Consider the following 20746-nt stretch of genomic DNA (forward strand, 5'->3'; position numbering starts at 1 on the left):
TCAAGATATTGAAAAAATATAGTCATCAGACACGCCATTTGAGATAGTAAATTGGATAAGATATGAAGTACTACTTTGTAATGCAGAATCATCCTGTAATCGAATTTGGATGGTTTCGCCTTCAGACCATATAGAGCTTGTCGTAATGTTCCCCTCAAAAGCCCATTGTGGAGTAGAGCCTTGTGAATATCCTATAGAATCTATTGAGTTTATTTGTCCAAAATAAACATCAACTAAATCCAATTCTTGTATGGGGGTAAGGCCAGTGTTTTTTATCCAAATATTTACAGATGTGTTATTAAATTTATTTACGTGAATAATTTCAAATTTACTTAACATTTTTTCTTTTTGTGCCTCCGATGTTGCAGTGTAATATCCTTCAAAAGTTCCCACTTTACTTATTACCATACCAGTAATCATTCCAGCTATGATTACAGATGCAATAATCAAAATGCTTTCACTGATTATTCCAGATGCCATTATGATCCCATACTTACAGTTTGAAGTTGAGAATATTCTGAAGATAGTTCCGATTCAGATTTACTAAATTTTTTTGTTAGAACATCTGAATTATTTTTTTTATCTATCAAGAATATCAATTGTTTTTCATCCAGTTCTAATTTGGTAGTTTTACAATGAATTTTGGTTAATTCAAACACTTGTTCAGGTACAAAATCTTTGGATAGTTCATCCACCAAAGTGATAACTTCCTCAGGTAAATTCAGAGATTCATATTCCGTTGGTTCAGCGGTTTCATGTACTGGTTCAGCGGTTTCATGTACTGGTTCAGCGGTTTCATGTACTGGTTCAGCGGTTTCATGTACTGGTTCAGCGGTTTCATGTACTGGTTCAGCGGTTTCATGTACTGGTTCAGTGGTTTCATGTACTGGTTCAGTGGTTTCATGTACTGGTTCAGATTTATGTATAGGCGAAGTAGGATCTTTAATTAATTCATCTACGTTAATTGTTTGGATATTTTTCTTAAATGAATCATCTTTCATAAAATTTAGAGGATTGTTAAGATCAGTAACAAGTGATTTGATGTCAGTCAGAGTAGTTTCAAAAGAAGTTGAGAGAATATCCAATTCTTCTTTTACAACAGTAAGATCCTGCTTGAATTGATCAAAATCTGTTTTAATTGTCTGTATGTCGTTTTCTAAAGGCTCCATTTTTTCCATAATCAACAGATTTGTATCAGTGTCATCTAAAGAGTTTTGATCTATTTCAGACATAGTAGAGTCTGTTCCTGCTAACAAAGATTCAATCTCAGAATTTTCCCCCGTTTCTTTATCAGAAGAAATTCCTGCTAACAAAGATTCAATCTCAGAATCCCCAGAAGGATCAGAATCTGAAACCACAGAATTAATGGATTCATCAGAGGAATCAGATATCAGATTTTCAATAGAATTAGTATCCACATTTTTTTTAGACATAGAATTATTTTTTAATGAAAAAGATTTTAGCGGTATTTTTTTTCTATTTAATCCAATTATCACTACCACCAAAGGTAGAATTAATGTAAACAAAATGTTTTGCCCTCCAAAAATAAGAAAAGGGTACATTTCATATAAAATAAGAAAATACATTGCAAATGCAGAAAGAATGATGATTTTTAGATTACTTTCATTTAAATCAAATTTAGAAAAAATAGTTGTTGGGGGGAGCATAAACTCACCTAACCCAAATCTACTACTTGGTTTGTAATTGTTGGAACTTGTCTTTCTACTGTCAAGGCTGCGCCAGTTGGAACAATTATCTCAGCTTTTACTTTATCTAAAGCTGATGGTCTTTCATTTGCTTTGAAAGCAATTGCAAGAACTGCTGTTTCACCTTGTTCGAGGATATCATTACTGGTACTTTCTTGTGACCAATAGATGAATGCACGAGTGTTGGATGGATGTGAAACACCTAGGAATGGATTTACATCAACGTCTGAAAATGTTTCAAATCCAGTAGAAGTAGCAGATACAGCTGCTGCAGTTGCAGATGATAGACTTTTGTATTCGCCTGATAGAGTTCCTACGTAGATGTTATCATAGTCTATAGAATTGCTGACATATTTGACTGCAGCAGTCTTTGCGTCAAGATTGACATTGGCACCGCCAGATGCAATCTTGATTGGAAATGCAGTCATATTCAATTTTCCTACGGTGGTATCACCAGAACCGATAACTTTACCGGCAATTTGCATGCTGCTACTTGCTTCATCCAAGCTAGAAATGATAGATGTCTTTGCCTTTTGGGTAGTAGTAAATCCCATGTTAAGTACAACAAATGCGAGTGCTGCAGCAACGATTACAAATGCAATCATAACTATTGCAGACTCTACACCGATGACTCCACGATGAGAATGTCGCGTTCCCTTTCGTTGTAATTTCATTACTTAGTGAAGAGTGGTGTGTGGGTATATCATAGAGTGTGTTTGTGGTGATCAAACACAGAGTATGAATTTTAGAATGAATCATAAATGATTCTATAACATGTAAAAAATCAAGTGTGTGTTTATCCCAGGTCTACTACTTTATGAGTAATATTTGGTATGTGACGTTCTATAGTTAGGGTTGCACCATTTGAAACGATTATTTCCAAACTGATTTTGTCCAATGCTCTAGGCCGATCATCAGATGCAAATGCCACTGCCAATGTAGCATGCTCACCAAGTTCTAAAACTTGATTTAGATTTTGTCGCTTGGACCAATATACAAAGGCAGTAGTTTCACTAGGAAGTGTACCATTAACGGGATTTGCTCCATTAAATGCATCAAAAGTGGAATCAGTCTCTAGATCAGCTTGTCTGAATGCTAGAACTGATTGTCTAAAAGTATCTACAGTGATAGGTCCAGCATAAATATTATTGAATTGAATGGATTTTCCTAAATAACTAATAGATACTAACTCAGGAGAGAAATTTACAGCATTTCCAGATTGAGAAATTTTAAGAGGGATTGTAGTTGCATTAATTCTTTGAATAGAAGTACAACCAGCATCAATATCAATACATCCAACTGCAGTAATAGTTCCAGATATTTTCATAGTACTACTAGATTCTTCAAGACTGGAAAGAGTGGCAGTCTTTGCCTTTTGGGTAGTAGTAAATCCCATGTTAAGTACAACAAATGCGAGTGCTGCAGCAACGATTACAAATGCAATCATAACTATTGCAGACTCTACACCGATGACTCCACGATGAGAATGTCGCGTTCCCTTTCGTTGTAATTTCAATGCATTGTAGGACGCTTGTAAGAGTATATTCTAAAGTCTGTATATTGTAAACAAACAAAACTAATTTGTAAAAAATAAAAAAGAAGAAAAAGGAGAAACCAGATTAGTGGTTTAGCCCAAGTCTACTACACTTGTGGTGATGACAGGCACTTGCCTTTCTACTGTCAAAGAAGCTCCAGTTGCAACAATTAGTTCTGCCCTGATTGTGTCCAATGATGAAGGTCTGTCAGAGGAGCCATATGCAATAGCCAATACAGCGTGTTCACCTTGATCCAAGATTGAATTGGTGTTAGACTGAACTGACCAATAGACAATTGCGGCAGTTTGACTGGCAACAGTTCCATTTACAGGATTGACAGCACCTGAAAATCCTGTTAAACCATCTGTAACTGCTTGTTCAAATGCAATTGTTAATGATCTGTGTTCTGCTGCGGTGATTGGACCAGAGTAGATATCATCATACTCTACACTATTGCTGAGGTATTTCACAGCAGTAGTTGCCAAGGACAAATCAACTGAATCACCACCAGAGGTGACCTTTATTGGAAATGAAGTAGCGTTGAGTTTAGAGGTTGTAGCACAAGCGGTTTCACTTGAAGATGAGGTACAACCTACACCAGTAACTTTACCGGCAATTTGCATGCTGCTACTTGCTTCATCAAGTCCAGAAATGATAGTAGTCTTTGCCTTTTGGGTAGTAGTAAATCCCATGTTAAGTACAACAAATGCGAGTGCTGCAGCAACGATTACAAATGCAATCATAACTATTGCAGACTCTACACCGATGACTCCACGATGAGAATGTCGCGTTCCCTTTCGTTGTAATTTCATTACTTAGTGAAGAGTGGTGTGTGGGTATATCATAGAGTGTGTTTGTGGTGATCAAACATGTTTCAGAGAATCAATTTTGAGGATGCTGATTTCGGAAAAAAACTATAGAATCAGAAAGCTCTTTTTGAGTAAAAAACCCATCACTAAACCAGCATAGTGGTTTTTTATACCAATTTGGTAATGAGATTCCTTCAAAAAGAAAATCAGAAGGCTCAGAATTTTGACAAACTTTCAAGGACTTTGATTTTAAATCATCATCTACACCATCAATTGGAATTTCGAGTGAAAGTGTAGTGGATTCACTTGGAATTCCATATACTAGTTTTAATACATAGTTTTTATCATGACTCCACATATAACTTGAAATATCTATGAATTCATCAAAAGTCGCATCAGGTTTAAATGAATCAACTTTTTGAAAAACGAGATTGTTTTTGCTATCAAATATCAATATTTCATATCCAGTAGAGCCCAAATCAGATTCTACCAAACCATTAATCTTAAGCGTGTCTGGATTTTGAGTCTCATACGAGATATCTAGTGTAGACTGGTACATGTTAGGATTATCTTCAAAGAAGATTTTCCCAGTATACCATGGATGAATTTCACAAAAATAATAGTACGCTGCATATCCCTCAAAGTCCAAATTAACAGAAAAGTTTTCTCCAGGAGATAAAACACTAGTAGAAAAAAACTCTCCAGAATAATCAGGGTGTTCAGGCACACCACTTACAATCATATGTGCAGTTGAATCATGATTTCTCCACGTAACTTTATCGCCAGAAGATATCGGAAGTTCGATAGGTTTGAACAGTTCCTTTTTAGATAATCCGTCATAGGGCTTTAAAAAAACATTCCAAGTGTTTTCTTCAGCGTAAACAGAAATCGAAAGAAATGTTGAGACCAAAAAGAATCCAAAAAGTAACTGTAATATCATACCCATTATTAGTTTCACAAGGATCTCAGCATTTATAATATTGTTTGATCAGAATGAATAAAATAAAAAAGTAAGAAACTTGGTTAAACTCTGAGATTAACCAAGATCTACTACGGATGCAGATATGTTTGGAACTGTACGCTCTACTGTCAATGGTGCACCTGTTGGAAGAATCACCTCTGCTCTAATGATATCAAGAGATTGGGGTCTTTCAGCATCAGAGAATGCAATTGCCATCATTCCATGTTCTCCTTGATCCAAGATGAAATTGTTATTTCTATTTACATTGAAATAGAATATTGCCTTTGTTTCTACTGGAGAAGTAACATTAACGGGATTGCTATTGATATAACCATCAGTTACTGCCTGCTGCATTGCACTTGCCAAGGTGTCATGAGTTCCAGTAGATAATGCACCGGCATAGATATTTCCGTGCTCTACACTGTTACTTATGTAACGTATAGCAGCATTTGCAGGATTGAGGTTAATTGATGCACCTCCAGATACAATCTTGATTGGAATAGCAGTAGCGTTGAGTTTACCTGCAGCGACATGTCCTGAACCAATGACTTTGCCTGCAATTTCTAATGCACTGCTTGCTTCATCAGCACTTGAGACTATGGCATTTTTTGTCTTTTGTGTAGTAGAGAATCCCATGTTAAGTACAACAAATGCGAGTGCTGCAGCAACGATTACAAATGCAATCATAACTATTGCAGACTCTACACCGATGACTCCACGATGAGAATGTCGCGTTCCCTTTCGTTGTAATTTCATTACTTTGTAAATTTCGTATATAGGTATATCCTAGAGTGTGTTTACTGTGATCGTACAACACGAAATCCAATAAAGTGTTTGTTTGCAAAATACAGACAGGAATCTATTATCATCAAATATGAAAAATCTCTGATGACAAAACAGCAAGTATTTATTTCATACAAAATCCAAACAACGAGTAGAACAAGATTAAATATGTCCAAAATTACAGAGGAGAAAAGACATGGTAAATAAAGATGAGATTTATTCTTCACTAGTTCATTTTGGATTAGAAGAGATTGATGCCAAAATTTACGTAGGCCTACTTCAAATGGGGTCTGTAACAGTCGGTACAATGGCACAAAAACTTGATGTGGATAGAGGAAAAGCATACAGATCTTTGAACAAACTAAGAAACATGGGAGTGATATCTACAACATTTTCAAATCCCACAATAGTAAATGCTGTAGAACCATCTGAAGCACTTACCAGTGTGATTCAGAAAAAAGAAGATGAGATAGTGATGTTGCAAAAGGTAGCAAGGGGACTTGTTGAAAACCTTAAGAATTATGAAAAGAATTCAACACCAACTGATTTATCATCATTTTCAATTATCCAAGGAAGGTCTAACATCTATACAAGAATTGGAAAGTTGGTTCAAGAAGCTTCAGAAAAAATATTCTTGGTAACAACATCACAAGATTTAATGAGAATGTATCACACATCAATTCCAGAAAAAATCTATGCTCAAGTTAATGCAGGAGTAGAAGTCAGAATCATCACAAATTCTTGTGATTCTAAATCCATGGAAATCATTGACCAATTAGGAGCATCAGAAATCAGAATTGGAAAACTGCCATCAAAGAGTAGAATGATTGTTGAAAATCAGCGTCAACTCATCATGTCAGGAGCAATGAAAGACTCAATGGACCTGAATGATGATGTAGATTCAATCATGTATACCAACTCAAATGAAATGGTCGACAATATGTTTAGTCTGTGTACTCACTTATGGAAGAAATCAAAACCAATGCAAATGATTTCCTCTAATTAATTTTTTCTTATTTTTATTTTAAAAATTAAATTAATTTGTAGTAATTATTTGTTCAAACAGAAACGTGTCTTTTACATTTTCAAAGAGAATTTCATTTGAAGCAATAAATTTGAAGGCACTATTTGATTTTATTACCCTGGATAAAATTTCAAGTGATTGCTTTATGTTTCCCTGAATCATGTGGATTTTAGATTTTTGATATTGTGCAAAATCATAGAGAGGATCCGAATCAGAGATTTGCTCTAAACAAAGAATGGATAAATCGTACTTCTGTTGAGCAAAAAATGCAATAGATTTTTCAAAAATGATCTTTGAGTCAAGTGGCTTTTTTCCAAGTGCACCATCAAAGAAATTAATAGCCTTTTCATAATTGTGTAAAATCATATGGATTTTACCTAATTCATAGAGAGTTTGTACATTTGTTTTGTCATGTTGCAATATTTCCAAACAAATTTGTCCAGATTCCTCATATCGTCCAAGAAGAGAAAGTAAACGAGATTTTGTCTCCAAAAGAGGATCAGATAGTGGAGATTGAGATAAGATTTGTTCGATATAAGACAATGCATTCTCATAATTTCCCACTTTTAGTGATAATTGAGCCCCGCTTTCTAATGCATCTATATTTTTAGGATTTGATTTAAGAATTGTGTCTATACACAACAATGCTTCTTGAAACTCTCGTTTTTGTTCAAAAATTTTAGATTTGTATAGTAATGCCACACTGTTTGTCTGAGATTTTTCCAAAATCTCATTAAAGTTTGCCAGGGCCTCACCATATCTATTTCCATTAAACAACAAGATTCCCTTCTTTAGTATTTGCTCAGTAGGATCAGTCAATGATGATGCAAGATGATCACAGCACTCTACTGCCTCATCAATTTTATCTAGTTTTTCTAATAACACAATCTTCGAATTTAGTGCATCTATGTGATTTGGAGATATTTCCAAGATTTTTTCAAAGTGAGAAATAGCCTCATTGGTATTGTCGATATCCATGTGAGTTCGTCCCAGTAAGAGATGGGCTTCAATGTGATTTGGAGAGGTACTCAAAATGTTCTCAAAGTGTGAAATTGCTTTACCAATATTGCCGATTGACACATATGATTTCCCCATGAGAAGATGGGCATCTATGTGATTTGGAGAAAGTTCCAATAGTTTATCTAAATATGACATAGCCTTTTGATAGTTATTCTCGTTTGTGAAAATTTGTCCCAACATCAATAGTGAGTCTATGTGATCATGTTTTGCAATAATTGAATCTAAAATGCTTTTTGCATCTTCAATATTTTCTGATTTTAAAAGAGATTTTCCAAGATAATATTTTGCCTCAATGTGTTCAGGTTCTAGTTTTAAGACACTATAAAATTGGTTTATAGCTTCGACAAAATTCTGTTTTGCAAAAAATATTTTCCCTTTCATAAAAAAGGCTTCTGGAATATTCTTGTAGGTATTGAGAGCTTTATTATAGCAATCAAGTGCATCATCTAATCTTGAGAGTTTGTAAAGACACAATCCCTTATTGCACAGGGCAGAGTAAGATTGGGGGTTTTTTACCCAAGCACTATCATAGTATCTTAATGAATCAATAAATTTTCGGCTTGCAAGAAAATAATTTGCAAGATTTAGATCATCTGCAAAATCATCAAAATTATCCTCATCCATCTCCATTTTGATCCTCTCTCTGGATTCCAGTAATTTTTCAATTTTTGATCTGGTTTCAGTATCTATTGGAGGCAATTTTGGAAATAATGACTTTAAGGAAATGTTATTTTCATCCAAAATACTGCCTATGAGGCCATTCACCATCTTGAATTTAACCAATGCAGAACTTGCAGACATCTGAAATTATGAGGTTAATACGTTTAATAGCATTCTGTACGTTCAATTTGGGTGAACTGCAGATTATATGATTTGTTTTGCTTGTTTTTATATTGAAATTTCTTTTCTTTGGGTTGATATTCTTAATGCTTTTCACAATTGTGGATGATGCATATGCTATTGAAAAAGAATCAACACTAGAATACAATATACTGCCTAAAAAAATTCACGAAAATGATACAGTGTTGCTTGAAGTGTACAAAACTGTACGAGGTCAAGTACTTTTAGAAAAAAGTAGTCAACTAAAAGTTGAATCTCTTGACAAATCCATAATAGATGTTGTAGATTTGGAAGAAACACATGATTATAAAGTTCTTGTAAAACTCAAGGCAAAAAGTGAGGGAGAAACAATTCTTTATGTTTTTACTGAAGGATCACAGTCATTAGAAATTCCAGTTACAGTACATGGAAATAACTTTCCTAAACATATCTCATTAGACATATTTCCAAACATTATTGACACCAAAGACAATCATCAAGGTGTCTTGTCTTTATTGTTGACTGATGAAAATGGAATTCCAACAAGAGCTGACAAAGATTATCTGGTAAAACTTAGTACCTCAAAATCAGGAGTAGTGTTGCTTGAAGAATTCAACATGATTATTTCCAAAGGAGATTTTGGAATCAAACAGATATTTTCTGGCATTAAATCAGGAACTGTGACAATCACAGCAAAATCAGAGGAATTTGAATCCTCAGAATCGATAACAGTAGATGAAAAACCTGAAAGAACAATAGAAATCGCAGTAATCCCAGATAAAATAAGTTCATCAAATAATGCAAACGGACATTTAATTGCCCAATTATTTTCAGGGGGGAGCTTAATCAAGGCAACCGAAGACATTACAGTATATTTTGAGATTTCCTCAGATTCAGAAGTTATCAATACAAGTTTAGAGACGAATTCCTTAAATCCAGCAGGATATTTTCAAATCAAAAAAGGACAATCATGGGGGCATACAACATTTTCAATTCAAAAGGGAGTAATAGAATCATATACAATTACTGGAACATCTCAAAATCCTTTGATATCAGTAGAAGAAGGATTTGATACTATGAATGTGGAACTGTATGGAGATAAAGAAATAAAATTTTCTTCTTTGAGCATCCTGGCTGATGGAAAAAGACAACTTATTGGAATTATCTATTTAGAAGATGAAAATGGCCACCCTGTTATTGCAAGCAGAGACATTGTTGTACCATTTACTGCATCAGATGAATCAGTTTTAATTGAGACATCGATAATAAAAAAAGGATTTAATTCAGCATTGGTCTATGGAAATGTAGGATATTTTGTACCATCTGATAAAAATATTGCACCAAAGATTCAGAACTCAAAACCAATTGAACTTGACATGCATGGATTTAGTAAAGACTCTGTAAGTATCAAAACGCATCTGTCTTCAGATATTTTTCTAAAGGATGAACAGCAATGGATGATAGTTTTCATGGAATCCTCAGATGGTAATTTATTTAGAATTCCAGAGGGGCAACAAATAGAAATATCCGAATCCGAAATTTTTCAAGTAGATAAAGACAAAATTGAAATTTTTCCATATTTTGTCTTAATTCCAATTACTGCCATAGATACAGGAGTAGAAGCCTTGGGGATAAGCAGTGGAGAATTTGAAACGTCTGTTGTCATCTCAAGCATTTCCTTAAAACCAGGTTCCCTAAACTTGGATTATTCTAAAAAATTATTCAATGGAATCAAAGATTCTTTTGTTATTCAAATATTAGATTCTCAAGGATTGCCTGTAGAGATAGATGAGGATGTCAAAATCAAAATATTTTCATCAGATCCTTCTGTGATAGATTTTCCAAAGAACGTAGTCATTTCTCAGAAATCAAATTTTGTTAAATTATACGCAACACCAAACAAGTCAGGAAGTGTTGAAGTATCTTTGGTTTCTGAAGGATTACCAATAGTCACAGAGGAAATCACCATAGAAGATGTGACTCCAACAATACAAATCACTGGAAGCGATATTGTTAATGAAGGAGAGTCATTCATTGTCTCTATTCTTGCAAAACAAAATGGGGCACCTCTACAAAATGTAGACGTGACGTGGGATTTTGTTGGAGGCATATCAACAATATATGATGAAAAAACGGGCTCTACAGGAGAGGCTGTAGCATCAATCATTGCCACCTCTGATGAATCAGTAAAGATTTTGACGAGCATAAATAACGGCCCTATTCAATCAGCATTTGCCTCAAAAATAATCAAAGTAAATGCAACCACTCAACAAGTTCTTGAAGAATCTGAACCACAAAATTCGTTTAAAAAGCCAGATATGGGAGGATTCGATCCTGTGTGGATTCTAATTCCAGGAGTGATTGGAGGAATTGTATTTTACATGAAGAAAAAATCAAAGTAATGTAAAGTCATTTTTTATGCATTTTAATGCTAAAAACCAGGATCTGCCAGCCTTTTTATTTCTCTTAACATCTCATCACTATTTTGAATGGCATATTCGGGTGTACAATTTAACATGTATCCGTTATCAATTTTATAAAATTCCCAATCTGCACACGTTGTATTATCATACATGTCAAAGTTGTCATAAACCCAATCAAAGCCGTTTTTAATATCAGAGTGTGGAAACGAAGGCCCTTTCTCCAAAGTCATTGACTTTTCATCATAATTTATTTTAACTTTGGAATTGAAAATTCCAGGGTACAAATAAACTACACTTGGGTGAGATGTGATTGCCAAAAATTCATTTTGAGTAACAAATTCATTGTGAAGTAAAATCACAGAGTTATACTTGTTTAAAATTTGTGGATCTTGATCAATATCAATATCATCAATTACATCATAACCCAGAAATTCTAAAATTCTAAAGCTTTTGGCGCCAACTGAAAAAATAGGATCGTAAAATTCATCGATGTTAACCACATAGCATGTTTCACAATATCCAGAATAGAAATCATGTATACCTCCCCACGAATATGCACTTTGAGTAAGTATAGGATACACTACAACCGTTTTTACAGGAGCACTTAGTTCCTCGTATTGTTCAAAAAATTGGGTTTCAGGCATTTGTGAAATTCTATAGTAATCATAGTCCTCAGACACATTAATTGCATCTGAAGAGCCAGTTTTCAAAACAATAATTATCGATAACATAATCACCATTGAAAAAACCATCAATACTTTTTGAATTAACATGCATTGAATTCTCAAAGTAAATACAAAAAGAGCATTCTGTTCAATGTAAACAGTTACAAAGGTTTGTTCACCATGAACAGACTGCAATATATCGACACCAAATTTCTAAATAATTTCAAATGTTTGGAAGAATCATTATTAGAGATCACCTAAAGTCCAAACACATTATAAAAAGAAATCCCAGATTTGAGCAAAAATTACCAAAACTTGGAAATCACAAAGCGATTCTTTTGGCTCAGTTTGGAATATTGCTTTTCTTTGGAGGGTACTTTGTGGGATTGCCAACGTTCTCAGGTCATTCTGAGATATTAAATCCAATTGGTCTTTTCAATAGTGAGTATGTCGTAGAAAATCTAAGAGACGACACCACAGGTTTATCCAAATACTGGAAGATATCACCCAGTACATCTCTTAGTGTAAACATTCTGAATCCGGTTTCAATGTCCAATGAATCTATTGAAATCATAAAAAATACCATCACATCAACAGAAGTAATAGAGATGGATGATTCGTTAATGTATAAAGATCCAAAAGATTCTTTTTCCACTTATTATAGAGGTTGGAAGGGTGCTCTAGAGGCAACACCGGAAACAAAGATTCCAATCCCTAAAAATTTTAAGATTAGCAACTTGCAAACATCAGATGGAGACATTATCATAATACTTTCAAATATCAAGGACAGATCAGGCAATACGGGATACACAAAAACAGTTCTAGAAGGCGAGCAAATTGTCAAGGTATTCATTACCATCTATGATGTAAATGCACTTTCAAACAATCAACTTGAAACAATAATGAGACATGAATTTGGTCATGCATTGGGATTAGGCCATTCAAGTGCATCAGAGGACCTAATGGCACCTACTATCGATATGACCTACCCATACATTTCTTATTGCAATGTTGCAGCTATTTCAGATCTATACAACGGAAACTCAGACGGGACCACAACCTGTGAAAAATGAGCTTGATTTTTACAAACAAGTCTTGATAAATTCAAAAAAGATTGAAAAATAAATGGCTAGAAAATTACTGATTGCAGAAGACAATAAATTCACAGCAATACAATATAAAAAATTTTTTGATGTAAATGGGTACAAGGTCACAGTCTTCAATGACGGTGCAAAATGTCTTGAAAAGTATGCAAGTGAGTTAAAATATAAAAGAATTGTATTAAAAGACAAAACACCACCGTATGATTATGTATTGCTTGATCATGATATGCCAAAAATGAGCGGTGCTGAAGTATCTAAAAAAATTTACAGGCAGTGTCCAGAGCAAAAAATTATATTTTTGTCCGCATATGGCCAAAATATTCTAAAATCCCATGAGAGTTCTAAAGAAGGGTCTCTTCAAATAATGCAAAAACCTTTTTCATTAGAATTTTTACTAAAGAAAATAGAGCCTAAATCATTTACAAGTATAAAAAGAACAAATCAAGAAAATAATGTAATGACTTCCACTCAGAATCCAGAAACTGTTCGATGAGTTTGTATTACAAATGAGAGATTTCAATTTTTTTAATTAATCCATATATATAATGATTATTTTGATCACATAGACATCGTTACAGATGTAATTTGTGTATTGATTTATCGACAAAAACCATCAATACTTTTTGAAGATGATTTCTTTTCAAAAAGAAATTAACAAAATTCAAATTCGCAAGATTTCACAGCATCATTGCTAATCAAAAATAGAGATTGTAAGTATTTTGGGATAAATTCACATTTGTCAAAAATGTAGTGTATATGCACAGTTGTGAACTACCACTCGCCAAAGCTCGTGGCTTCCTGCTTCATCGAGCCTCAAAGTTGCTTTCGCAGACGTTTGTGGTTGTGGCTCTTGCATCCCTTGGTCGGGGATTGTCTTTTCAGACTCAGGCGTTTGTATTTTGATGATTCCCATAGTTCCTGTGGTATCATATGTCATTGGTTTTCTTACACGCATATTATATTTGAATATTTGATTGTGTTTTGCTTTGAGTTGTGGTGTGCTCGCTTTCATCCAACCCTAAAGGGTTTGGGTTTTCCCGCTCATATTCCATAAAACAAGAAATACAAATCATCCAACTGAATTAGATATGAAAGTAAAAATCAACATCTAGAATTTCTACTCAGTGATTTTTGAATATAAATAAGACTGAATGCCAGTTCATTTTAGACACTGACATTTGTCTTATTTTATAGACTTGCCATTACGGGGAGTGTTGGTGGCAGTCATTTCCATTATGAGCGAGTATCACGTATTGTTGTGTGTGATTTTTTTGATCACACATGCTTTGTGTCCTGATTGTAATTTTTCAAAAAAGAAGTCTATTTAAGATGAGAGGATCTCTACGATGACAGCAGAAAGTATTCTTTCATTTCATGATTTAATCAAATTAAAGAAAAACTAATTCAATTGTATTTATGACTAGAATTAAGGGATTGCCAACCCACAAAATCTCAAATTAATTTTTTTAGGTGTGATTATGTATTGGATATTATTATATTATGAGTCTATGAATTGTATGTTAAAAAAAGTGATACATGCCATGATGCAAAAATAGTCATTCAGAGTGGAAAGTATGATAAACACACAAAAGTACAAATCAACCAGTACAATGCATCCAGAATAGTAAAAACCATTGTTCATGTAACCAGACAGAACAAGTTTTGAAAATCATGGATAATTTAACAAACTCTTGAACAAAAGGCTATTTTAGAATTTTTAAAATACAATTTATTAAAAATAGATGTCTTAATTTTAAGGCGCATACGAACGAATGAAATCAGACGAAAGAAAAGGCGTTTCAGATGCATTAACTTTCTTAATAAACACCTGTTCTTTGATTTGCATCAACTTGATCTTATAATTAACAAAGAAAAATAAAATATGGTAAATAATTGAAAAAATGGATAATAGTTATTTCGACAATTGCCGTTTTCATGGTATTTTTGAGTGGGACCTTTCAAGAAAACAAAGAAAAGTTCAATTCAAAATTAAACGAAGAATCATCCACATTAGAAATTGGAAAAGAATTTATCAGTTTAGCATCAAATAATCAAATTGAAGAGTACAAAGGGAGGATGTTGGGAAACGTCATCGATATTGACGAAGTTAAAGTGTTAAACGATGCAAGAAGTTTTGCAAATAATGAAGAAATTTTAGAGAGAGGGGTAAGACTAACAGATGCATACAATAGAATTGTATACGAGTTTTCAGCTGAGCGGATTTCTTACAAAGATTACATTATAAAAGTATACGAATACAGAATAAAATATGAAAAATTTATGACAGCCATTAATAGTTACATAGGTAAAGAAGACATACTTGTGCTCAAAAACTCCATGTTAAAAGAACTAAATGACATGAAGTTTCAAATCAGAGAATTTGAAAATTCAAGAGCGCCTGAGAATGACTGGGAATTGATTTCAGAATATGACAAATACAGAAAATTTCTTCCATCCATGTTTAATGACGAAGGTTAAGTAAAAATAAATTTGAACACAGGAGTTATTGGCAGTTAAAAATACATTTCAAACTCAACAAATATGTTTAGTATCATTTTCAGTATTCGTTCAAATCAAACGTACATTCCAATATACCATTTTGCATGACAAACTATAATGTGAATCTAGAGAAAAAAGAAGTTCATCGAGGCATAATAGGAGTAGAAACTGCACTCATAATGATTGCATCGGTCATGATATCTGCTGCATTGTTATATGTAGTGTTTAATACAGGTTTTTCAACAGTCCAAAAGACAAAAAATTTCATTTCGGCAGGAGTTATTGAATCAAGAAGTAGTTTGGCTATATCAGGAGCACTGGTGGGAGTAGCATCGGTTGGAGAAAACAAACTAAATGTAACTGCAATTCCTATCAAAGTGGCAATATCAGGTGGAGAATCAATTAATCTCAATACAGAAAATGCTGCCGTCAGATACATCAATCAAGACATAGAGCACGGAGACATTTACACACATACAATTGTTGATGGAATATATTCAAATTTACAAGATGCAATGCAAAAAGCAGTTTCAGACGGGTTGTTACAAAAAAACCCCATTAATCAAACTGCTGCAACTGAAAATACCCAGGCAATTTTATTTTTTACAATTAATAGAAATAACAACTTTCTAATAGATTCAGGAGAGCATGCATTTATGGTAATCATATTCAAAGATTTTGAAAGACCATCTTCGCTAGAGACCATAGTAACAGAGATTGTTTTGTCTACTGGAACTACACTTACAGTCGAACGTACAATTCCAAATCTTACCAGCAAAATTGTAGATTTTTCATAGTAAAACCAAAACAAATTTCAATGAAAATGGTTTGAGAGATCAGATTTCAGAGAAATAATTGCACCAAACGACATGAGTATACAGGGTACAATTAATGTACAAAATAACCCTATAACATATTCAGTAAAACTTCTAAAAAATATAAGAACACCATAATATCCCAATTCACCAGAATTGCCAAACAAAAAGAAGTAATACAGTAGTTAAAATAATCACAATTGATTATAATTCAGATATAACAAATCAGGGTTGAATTTCTAAATGCAAAAGAAATCGAGGTTTTAGCAAGATAAACAATATGAATTATTTTTCAAAATTATATCAACGTCTTTCTTCAGATTTGATTTCCCATTTTTTTGCACCAAATCGGAGGGATTCTAATTCTAAATGCCCGATTACCTTATCGCCTTTCAGCACCTTTGCATAATCAGATTTTTTCCTACGAATGATTCTTGCTTTTTCATTATACCCACCCTCAATCATCTTAATGTCAAATCTTTTTCCAGCCTTGTAAATCAATTTTCTAACAGGAATTGAATCATCAGACAATGAGAATAGTTCAAAATCTCCAAAATTTTGAGTCAATAGAAGATCACTCCCAAGGTAGATCTCAAGTTTCAACCCAATAGATTGTGCTTGTTCATTTAACCAGGATACGACTTTTTCACCATTTCCTTTTTCTGCACCATATACCTGATCCTTCATAGACAATAATGAAAATTTTCTATTAATATGATTTTCATTTTCTCAAATTTTTAAAATAATGTACAAATTTAACATTGGTTTTACTCCTGTTTTCCTAGTTTTATTCCAAATTGGCATGTGTTTATCACTGATTTTTCATTAAATGTATAAGATTTGTAGAGAATACGGCGATATTGTACAAAATACCCATAAACACCTGAAAGGTACATGTATTGCATCTAAACCCTAAAAGACAAACATCGTATTGAACAGTTTTGAATCATTATGACATATATCATGACGGAAATTTTTTAAAATTTAAACAGAGTGAATTTTTTGCACATACAACACCCAATAAACTAATTTATGGAGTATTTTGTGTCATCGATAACTCTCGAAGGGATGTCGCGTCCTTTGCGACTCCCCTCTCGGGGGGGGGTTTGAACTTAAACCAGAATATAAAAAATAAAACCCTAAAAGTTGAAGGTTTTCTAAATGAGAACAGAGAAAATACATTAATTAAATTATTTTGTGTTTTATTGATAGTCCATTTGTTTTATTTGAACAAACCATATGATTTATTCTATTACTGAAAACAACATCATGGTAAAAATATTATGTGCAGAGTATGGTTTTGATTGTGTCTTTCAAGTCATCGGAGATGCTTCAGAAGTAATTGAAAAATTTCAAAAACATTCTATTGATGCACATGGAATTGAATATAGCATGGAAGGATTGATGAAATTACTTCTTCGAATGAAAAATTGAAAAATATGAACTGTTTTTGATTTGTATTTATTTTATTGTTTCAAGTTCGTATTTGATTTGTAAAACAGAATCAACAGTCCTCTTTGCAACAGATCGAATTCTAGAATATGCATGTTTTTTCTGCATGTCAGGTCTTGTAATTCCTAAAGAGAAAGGACAAACAAAACAGGATGAAATAATTGCACATTCTGCTACCCATTCATTAACATATCTTTTATTAAAATATCAAAAACCTTTGATAATTGCACCGAGTGTAACTACACCGTCAATATCTTTTTTTGTAATAATGTATCTATTACTAATGGCACATCATAAGCTCCTGAAACATAACATATATGATTGATGTTCAATTTTAATGATTTTACTTTTTTTAGTTATAACAATTACTGTAGGTGCCAATCAAATTATTCAAAATCTATTTTATTTAGACACTTGTTTTTTACAAACAAACTGGCATCTCAAATTAAGAGTTTGAAAATTAGTCTTTGATCTCTATGTCTTCTAGAATTTCTAGAAATGATTGGTATGAATCTAGTATCTCAGGAGCACTTTGCTTAAGAGATTTTTCAATATTTTTTGATATCGATACAGATGAATTCATGCCTAGCTTAATGAGCTCAAATATGAAAACATGGCAAACAAAAATGGTTGACAAATTCATAGAATGTATTTAATTGGGGAAAAATTCAAGTTGGGTCTTGCCTGCATTTCAAGGAGCATTCGAAAATGGACAAACCTCTTATAACATATGACAATTTTTACTTAAATTTGTGCTTAGTAATACTTTAGAAAAAGATCCTGTTTTAAGAGATTTGACTGAGTCACCATTAATGCGTTAAAAGATCCAGAACTTGCAAAAAAAGAGTTACAGGAATATGACTTTCTAATGAAGGAGATAGACGGTTGGCAAATGAAAGTGTAGAAAAGATGTCTCGCGTAAATCATTAACTTCAAGAGAAAATTTCTTTTGTAGAAGATATGACTAAATCAATTCAAAAAAAACATACGTCTAGAAAAAGAACTAAAATCAGTAAATGTTGAAAAAACAAATTATCACAAATTTAATGGGTTGCTAAAAGAAGATCTTTCTAAAGTGATCAAAAAAGGAATATTCATAAAGTAAGTATTTCTAGAAAAGAAAATTAATGAGCAGTCAGAAGAGATGTTAAGAATAGAAAAAATGGTAAATAATAGGGGTCAATTTACATCAAGGTTAATCTACTATATGAGAAAGCCATGATCTAAACTAGAAATGTCTCATTACATTTTATGTGAATTGCTAAATATGAAAATTTTAGAAAAAATAAAACATCAACAAAGAGTAAGTGACAACATTACAAAAATGACACATACTATTGAAGATGTTTTAGAATTTGTAAGAATGTAAGAATTGGATTTAAAAGAGAATTTTTTTGAAAACTATTTTGAATTCTTCAATTGATTGTACTAATGTTCTATCATCAATTAATCTAAAAGTAGAAGGAGATGTGTTGAGATTTTATGTGATCATAGAAAATTAGAGGCAGTATTTATGAATCTGCTAACAAACGCCATAGATTCCATTCAAAATGAGGATATTATGTAGAGATAAAAATTATTAACAATGAAAACAATATTGAAGTTTATTTTGAAGATTCTGGAAAAGAGGCAGATCCTAATTTAGAATCCTTGGCAGAAAATGTAACAAAATGCTATTCATGTTCATCAGATTACTGTTTGTCATATTTGAGATGTTTTTAATTGGTTTTATGGCGTTTTGTGTGTAATATTGTATTTGTTATAACTTCAACATGCAATTTACATAAATAGCCATGCACAAAATTAATCATTTTGGGGCAATATCATGGTAAATGTGGTCGGGTTGTTTTTGACAGATATTTTCCCACCATGTCGCTCTATAGTATTTTTCACAGAAGCCAGACCCAAACCAGTTCCTCTCTGTTTTGTAGTAAATAATGGCTCAAATATTTTCTGAATATTTTCATCAGGAATTCCACTACCTGAATCAGTTATTGAAATAATTGCAGAATCATTTTTTTCACTTGCAATTATTTCAATTACACCTTGCTCGCCACATGCATGAATTGCATTGTGAACAAGATTTTTTATTGTAGTACACATCATGATGTAATCGCAATTTATTGAAAAATCATCATAATTTTTCTTTATCATGATTTTCTCAGGAATTTTTTGCAGTAAGAGTGACTCTGAGATCAGATCATCGATGCTAGAAGATTCTTTTTCCAGTTCTTTGCTTTTTATAAAATCAAGAACATCTTCCACCTGGTGTGCAATTCTATCAATTGCATTATCCATTCTCACAAAAATTTTTTCTGAACTTGGGATGAAGCCATATAATAGCTGCATATTTTCAAGACTTGCTCTTAGAATACTAAGAGGATTGCGTAAATCATGGGCCATTTTGGAGGCAATTTCACCAATAACTGAAAAGCGATGATGTTTCATCGCAATTTTATTTTTTTCAAGTTCTTCAAATAGATCCATGTTTTGTTTTTGCAGTAAGTTTTGAGCCACTTGTAACATTTCTGCATAATGTATATTTTCAGTAATGTCGGTTCTGACTGAAATAAAATGAGTGATTTTTCCAGCCTTAGAAACAGGAAAAATTTTTGTTTTTAACCAAATTGTTTTTCCATCCTTACATTTGTTTAAAATTGCACCACTCCATACTTTACCACTATTAATAGTGTCCCACAATGTACGATAAAACTGAACAGGATGATTATTTGATTTAAAAATTCTATGAGTCTTTCCAAGAATTTCGTCTTTTGAAAAGTTTAATGATTTTGCAAAATTTTCATTTACATAAATTATTTTTCCTTCCAGGTCAGTAATTGAGAGCAAAATGTGAGAATTTAATGCATTTTCCAGATGTGAGATGTCTAGTGATTCTCTTGTCAATAAGTTTTCCAGGCTGTTTTGATTCATTTTTTAAAAGATGTTTTGAAAATAATTATTATGAATTTAAAGATATGGGCTTATGATTGTGCCAAGTTAATACTAGAATCAATTGTTGGCATGTTAGATTTCAGCAATACAGTTCGCATAATAATTCCTACTTACATAATTACAAAATTTCCCGTTATATTTTCGAAAAAATTTGCTTAGACACTCATACTGTTTTTTCAT

General features: G+C 32.8%; 20 protein-coding genes. 7 read left to right on the plus strand and 13 right to left on the minus strand.

Translation table 11 applies throughout. The features are described from left to right. From C5F50_RS07335 to C5F50_RS07365, 7 genes are all read right to left on the minus strand, one after another. Positions 1–480, minus strand: a complete 480-nt coding sequence (locus tag C5F50_RS07335) for a flagellin (RefSeq protein ID WP_179370734.1) — start codon at positions 478–480, stop codon at positions 1–3. After that, the gene (locus tag C5F50_RS07340; RefSeq protein WP_179370735.1) at positions 480–1433 is read right to left on the minus strand and encodes a hypothetical protein; all 954 of its coding nucleotides are present in this window, start codon (positions 1431–1433) and stop codon (positions 480–482) included. Before C5F50_RS07340 ends, C5F50_RS07335 begins: the two co-directional genes overlap by 1 nt. A 242-nt stretch (positions 1434–1675) precedes the next feature. Further along, complete coding sequence (locus C5F50_RS07345) at positions 1676–2380, minus strand: archaellin/type IV pilin N-terminal domain-containing protein (protein WP_179370736.1); 705 nt, start codon at positions 2378–2380, stop codon at positions 1676–1678. A 122-nt stretch (positions 2381–2502) separates the two neighbouring features. Continuing rightward, positions 2503–3222 (minus strand): archaellin/type IV pilin N-terminal domain-containing protein, encoded by a 720-nt coding sequence (locus tag C5F50_RS07350; RefSeq protein ID WP_179370737.1) that lies wholly within the window; start codon positions 3220–3222, stop codon positions 2503–2505. 111 nt (positions 3223–3333) lie between these two features. Next, positions 3334–4053, minus strand: a complete 720-nt coding sequence (locus C5F50_RS07355) for an archaellin/type IV pilin N-terminal domain-containing protein (protein WP_179370738.1) — start codon at positions 4051–4053, stop codon at positions 3334–3336. 70 nt (positions 4054–4123) lie between these two features. Beyond that, positions 4124–4960, minus strand: a complete 837-nt coding sequence (locus tag C5F50_RS07360) for a cupredoxin domain-containing protein (protein ID WP_246281993.1) — start codon at positions 4958–4960, stop codon at positions 4124–4126. Positions 4961–5086: 126 nt separating this feature from the next. Then, on the minus strand, positions 5087–5767 hold the full coding sequence (locus C5F50_RS07365; protein ID WP_179370739.1) for an archaellin/type IV pilin N-terminal domain-containing protein: 681 nt from the start codon (positions 5765–5767) through the stop codon (positions 5087–5089). Positions 5768–5990: 223 nt separating this feature from the next. Between C5F50_RS07365 and C5F50_RS07370 the strand changes: the two genes are divergently transcribed. Beyond that, a complete protein-coding gene (locus tag C5F50_RS07370; RefSeq protein WP_179370740.1) occupies positions 5991–6800 on the plus strand; it encodes a TrmB family transcriptional regulator in 810 nt (269 codons plus the stop codon). Positions 6801–6830: 30 nt separating this feature from the next. Here C5F50_RS07370 and C5F50_RS07375 read toward each other — a convergent pair whose 3' ends face one another. Continuing rightward, positions 6831–8639: a tetratricopeptide repeat protein gene (locus C5F50_RS07375; RefSeq protein WP_179370741.1), complete on the minus strand. Its 1809-nt coding sequence runs from the start codon at positions 8637–8639 to the stop codon at positions 6831–6833. A gap of 125 nt (positions 8640–8764) precedes the next feature. On the opposite strand from C5F50_RS07375, the gene C5F50_RS07380 reads away from it, so the two are divergent. Further along, complete coding sequence (locus C5F50_RS07380) at positions 8765–11059, plus strand: Ig-like domain-containing protein (protein ID WP_246281994.1); 2295 nt, start codon at positions 8765–8767, stop codon at positions 11057–11059. Positions 11060–11088: 29 nt separating this feature from the next. On the opposite strand, the gene C5F50_RS07385 is transcribed toward C5F50_RS07380, so the two are convergent. Beyond that, on the minus strand, positions 11089–11940 hold the full coding sequence (locus C5F50_RS07385; RefSeq protein WP_246281995.1) for a hypothetical protein: 852 nt from the start codon (positions 11938–11940) through the stop codon (positions 11089–11091). Between the two features lie 32 nt (positions 11941–11972). Between C5F50_RS07385 and C5F50_RS07390 the strand changes: the two genes are divergently transcribed. Both C5F50_RS07390 and C5F50_RS07395 read left to right on the plus strand, forming a co-directional pair. Continuing rightward, positions 11973–12818, plus strand: a complete 846-nt coding sequence (locus C5F50_RS07390) for a matrixin family metalloprotease (RefSeq protein ID WP_179370743.1) — start codon at positions 11973–11975, stop codon at positions 12816–12818. 52 nt (positions 12819–12870) lie between these two features. Continuing rightward, complete coding sequence (locus C5F50_RS07395) at positions 12871–13341, plus strand: response regulator (protein ID WP_179370744.1); 471 nt, start codon at positions 12871–12873, stop codon at positions 13339–13341. A gap of 246 nt (positions 13342–13587) precedes the next feature. Here the strand turns inward: C5F50_RS07395 and C5F50_RS07400 are convergent, their stop codons facing one another. Then, on the minus strand, positions 13588–13860 hold the full coding sequence (locus tag C5F50_RS07400) for a hypothetical protein (protein ID WP_179370745.1): 273 nt from the start codon (positions 13858–13860) through the stop codon (positions 13588–13590). Positions 13861–14741: 881 nt separating this feature from the next. On the opposite strand from C5F50_RS07400, the gene C5F50_RS07405 reads away from it, so the two are divergent. Further along, positions 14742–15326 (plus strand): hypothetical protein, encoded by a 585-nt coding sequence (locus C5F50_RS07405; protein ID WP_179370746.1) that lies wholly within the window; start codon positions 14742–14744, stop codon positions 15324–15326. Positions 15327–15451: 125 nt separating this feature from the next. Next, entirely contained in the window at positions 15452–16144 is a 693-nt protein-coding gene (locus C5F50_RS07410) for an archaellin/type IV pilin N-terminal domain-containing protein (protein ID WP_179370747.1), read from the plus strand. Between the two features lie 321 nt (positions 16145–16465). Here the strand turns inward: C5F50_RS07410 and C5F50_RS07415 are convergent, their stop codons facing one another. Further along, positions 16466–16849 (minus strand): hypothetical protein, encoded by a 384-nt coding sequence (locus tag C5F50_RS07415; RefSeq protein WP_179370748.1) that lies wholly within the window; start codon positions 16847–16849, stop codon positions 16466–16468. 552 nt (positions 16850–17401) lie between these two features. Between C5F50_RS07415 and C5F50_RS07420 the strand changes: the two genes are divergently transcribed. Further along, positions 17402–17596: a DUF1059 domain-containing protein gene (locus C5F50_RS07420; protein ID WP_246281996.1), complete on the plus strand. Its 195-nt coding sequence runs from the start codon at positions 17402–17404 to the stop codon at positions 17594–17596. A 478-nt stretch (positions 17597–18074) separates the two neighbouring features. Here C5F50_RS07420 and C5F50_RS13250 read toward each other — a convergent pair whose 3' ends face one another. Beyond that, on the minus strand, positions 18075–18197 hold the full coding sequence (locus tag C5F50_RS13250) for a hypothetical protein (protein ID WP_280924440.1): 123 nt from the start codon (positions 18195–18197) through the stop codon (positions 18075–18077). A gap of 1220 nt (positions 18198–19417) precedes the next feature. After that, complete coding sequence (locus tag C5F50_RS07425; protein ID WP_179370749.1) at positions 19418–20518, minus strand: two-component system sensor histidine kinase NtrB; 1101 nt, start codon at positions 20516–20518, stop codon at positions 19418–19420. Positions 20519–20746 lie beyond the last annotated feature (228 nt).

Source organism: Nitrosopumilus ureiphilus (assembly GCF_013407185.1).
GTDB classification, from domain to species: domain Archaea; phylum Thermoproteota; class Nitrososphaeria; order Nitrososphaerales; family Nitrosopumilaceae; genus Nitrosopumilus; species Nitrosopumilus ureiphilus.

What these genes read in the sequence shown, in the direction of transcription:
- C5F50_RS13250 (WP_280924440.1), bottom strand. Translation starts at nt 18,197, where the DNA reads ATGAATTCATCTGTATCGATATCAAAAAATATTGAAAAATCTCTTAAG.
- C5F50_RS07420 (WP_246281996.1), top strand. Translation starts at nt 17,402, where the DNA reads ATGATTTATTCTATTACTGAAAACAACATCATGGTAAAAATATTATGT.
- C5F50_RS07370 (WP_179370740.1), top strand. Translation starts at nt 5,991, where the DNA reads ATGGTAAATAAAGATGAGATTTATTCTTCACTAGTTCATTTTGGATTA.
- C5F50_RS07415 (WP_179370748.1), bottom strand. Translation starts at nt 16,849, where the DNA reads ATGAAGGATCAGGTATATGGTGCAGAAAAAGGAAATGGTGAAAAAGTC.
- C5F50_RS07335 (WP_179370734.1), bottom strand. Translation starts at nt 480, where the DNA reads ATGGCATCTGGAATAATCAGTGAAAGCATTTTGATTATTGCATCTGTA.
- C5F50_RS07400 (WP_179370745.1), bottom strand. Translation starts at nt 13,860, where the DNA reads ATGAAAGCGAGCACACCACAACTCAAAGCAAAACACAATCAAATATTC.
- C5F50_RS07380 (WP_246281994.1), top strand. Translation starts at nt 8,765, where the DNA reads ATGCTTTTCACAATTGTGGATGATGCATATGCTATTGAAAAAGAATCA.
- C5F50_RS07375 (WP_179370741.1), bottom strand. Translation starts at nt 8,639, where the DNA reads ATGTCTGCAAGTTCTGCATTGGTTAAATTCAAGATGGTGAATGGCCTC.
- C5F50_RS07410 (WP_179370747.1), top strand. Translation starts at nt 15,452, where the DNA reads ATGACAAACTATAATGTGAATCTAGAGAAAAAAGAAGTTCATCGAGGC.
- C5F50_RS07395 (WP_179370744.1), top strand. Translation starts at nt 12,871, where the DNA reads ATGGCTAGAAAATTACTGATTGCAGAAGACAATAAATTCACAGCAATA.
- C5F50_RS07345 (WP_179370736.1), bottom strand. Translation starts at nt 2,380, where the DNA reads ATGAAATTACAACGAAAGGGAACGCGACATTCTCATCGTGGAGTCATC.
- C5F50_RS07365 (WP_179370739.1), bottom strand. Translation starts at nt 5,767, where the DNA reads ATGAAATTACAACGAAAGGGAACGCGACATTCTCATCGTGGAGTCATC.
- C5F50_RS07390 (WP_179370743.1), top strand. Translation starts at nt 11,973, where the DNA reads ATGTTTGGAAGAATCATTATTAGAGATCACCTAAAGTCCAAACACATT.
- C5F50_RS07355 (WP_179370738.1), bottom strand. Translation starts at nt 4,053, where the DNA reads ATGAAATTACAACGAAAGGGAACGCGACATTCTCATCGTGGAGTCATC.
- C5F50_RS07340 (WP_179370735.1), bottom strand. Translation starts at nt 1,433, where the DNA reads ATGTCTAAAAAAAATGTGGATACTAATTCTATTGAAAATCTGATATCT.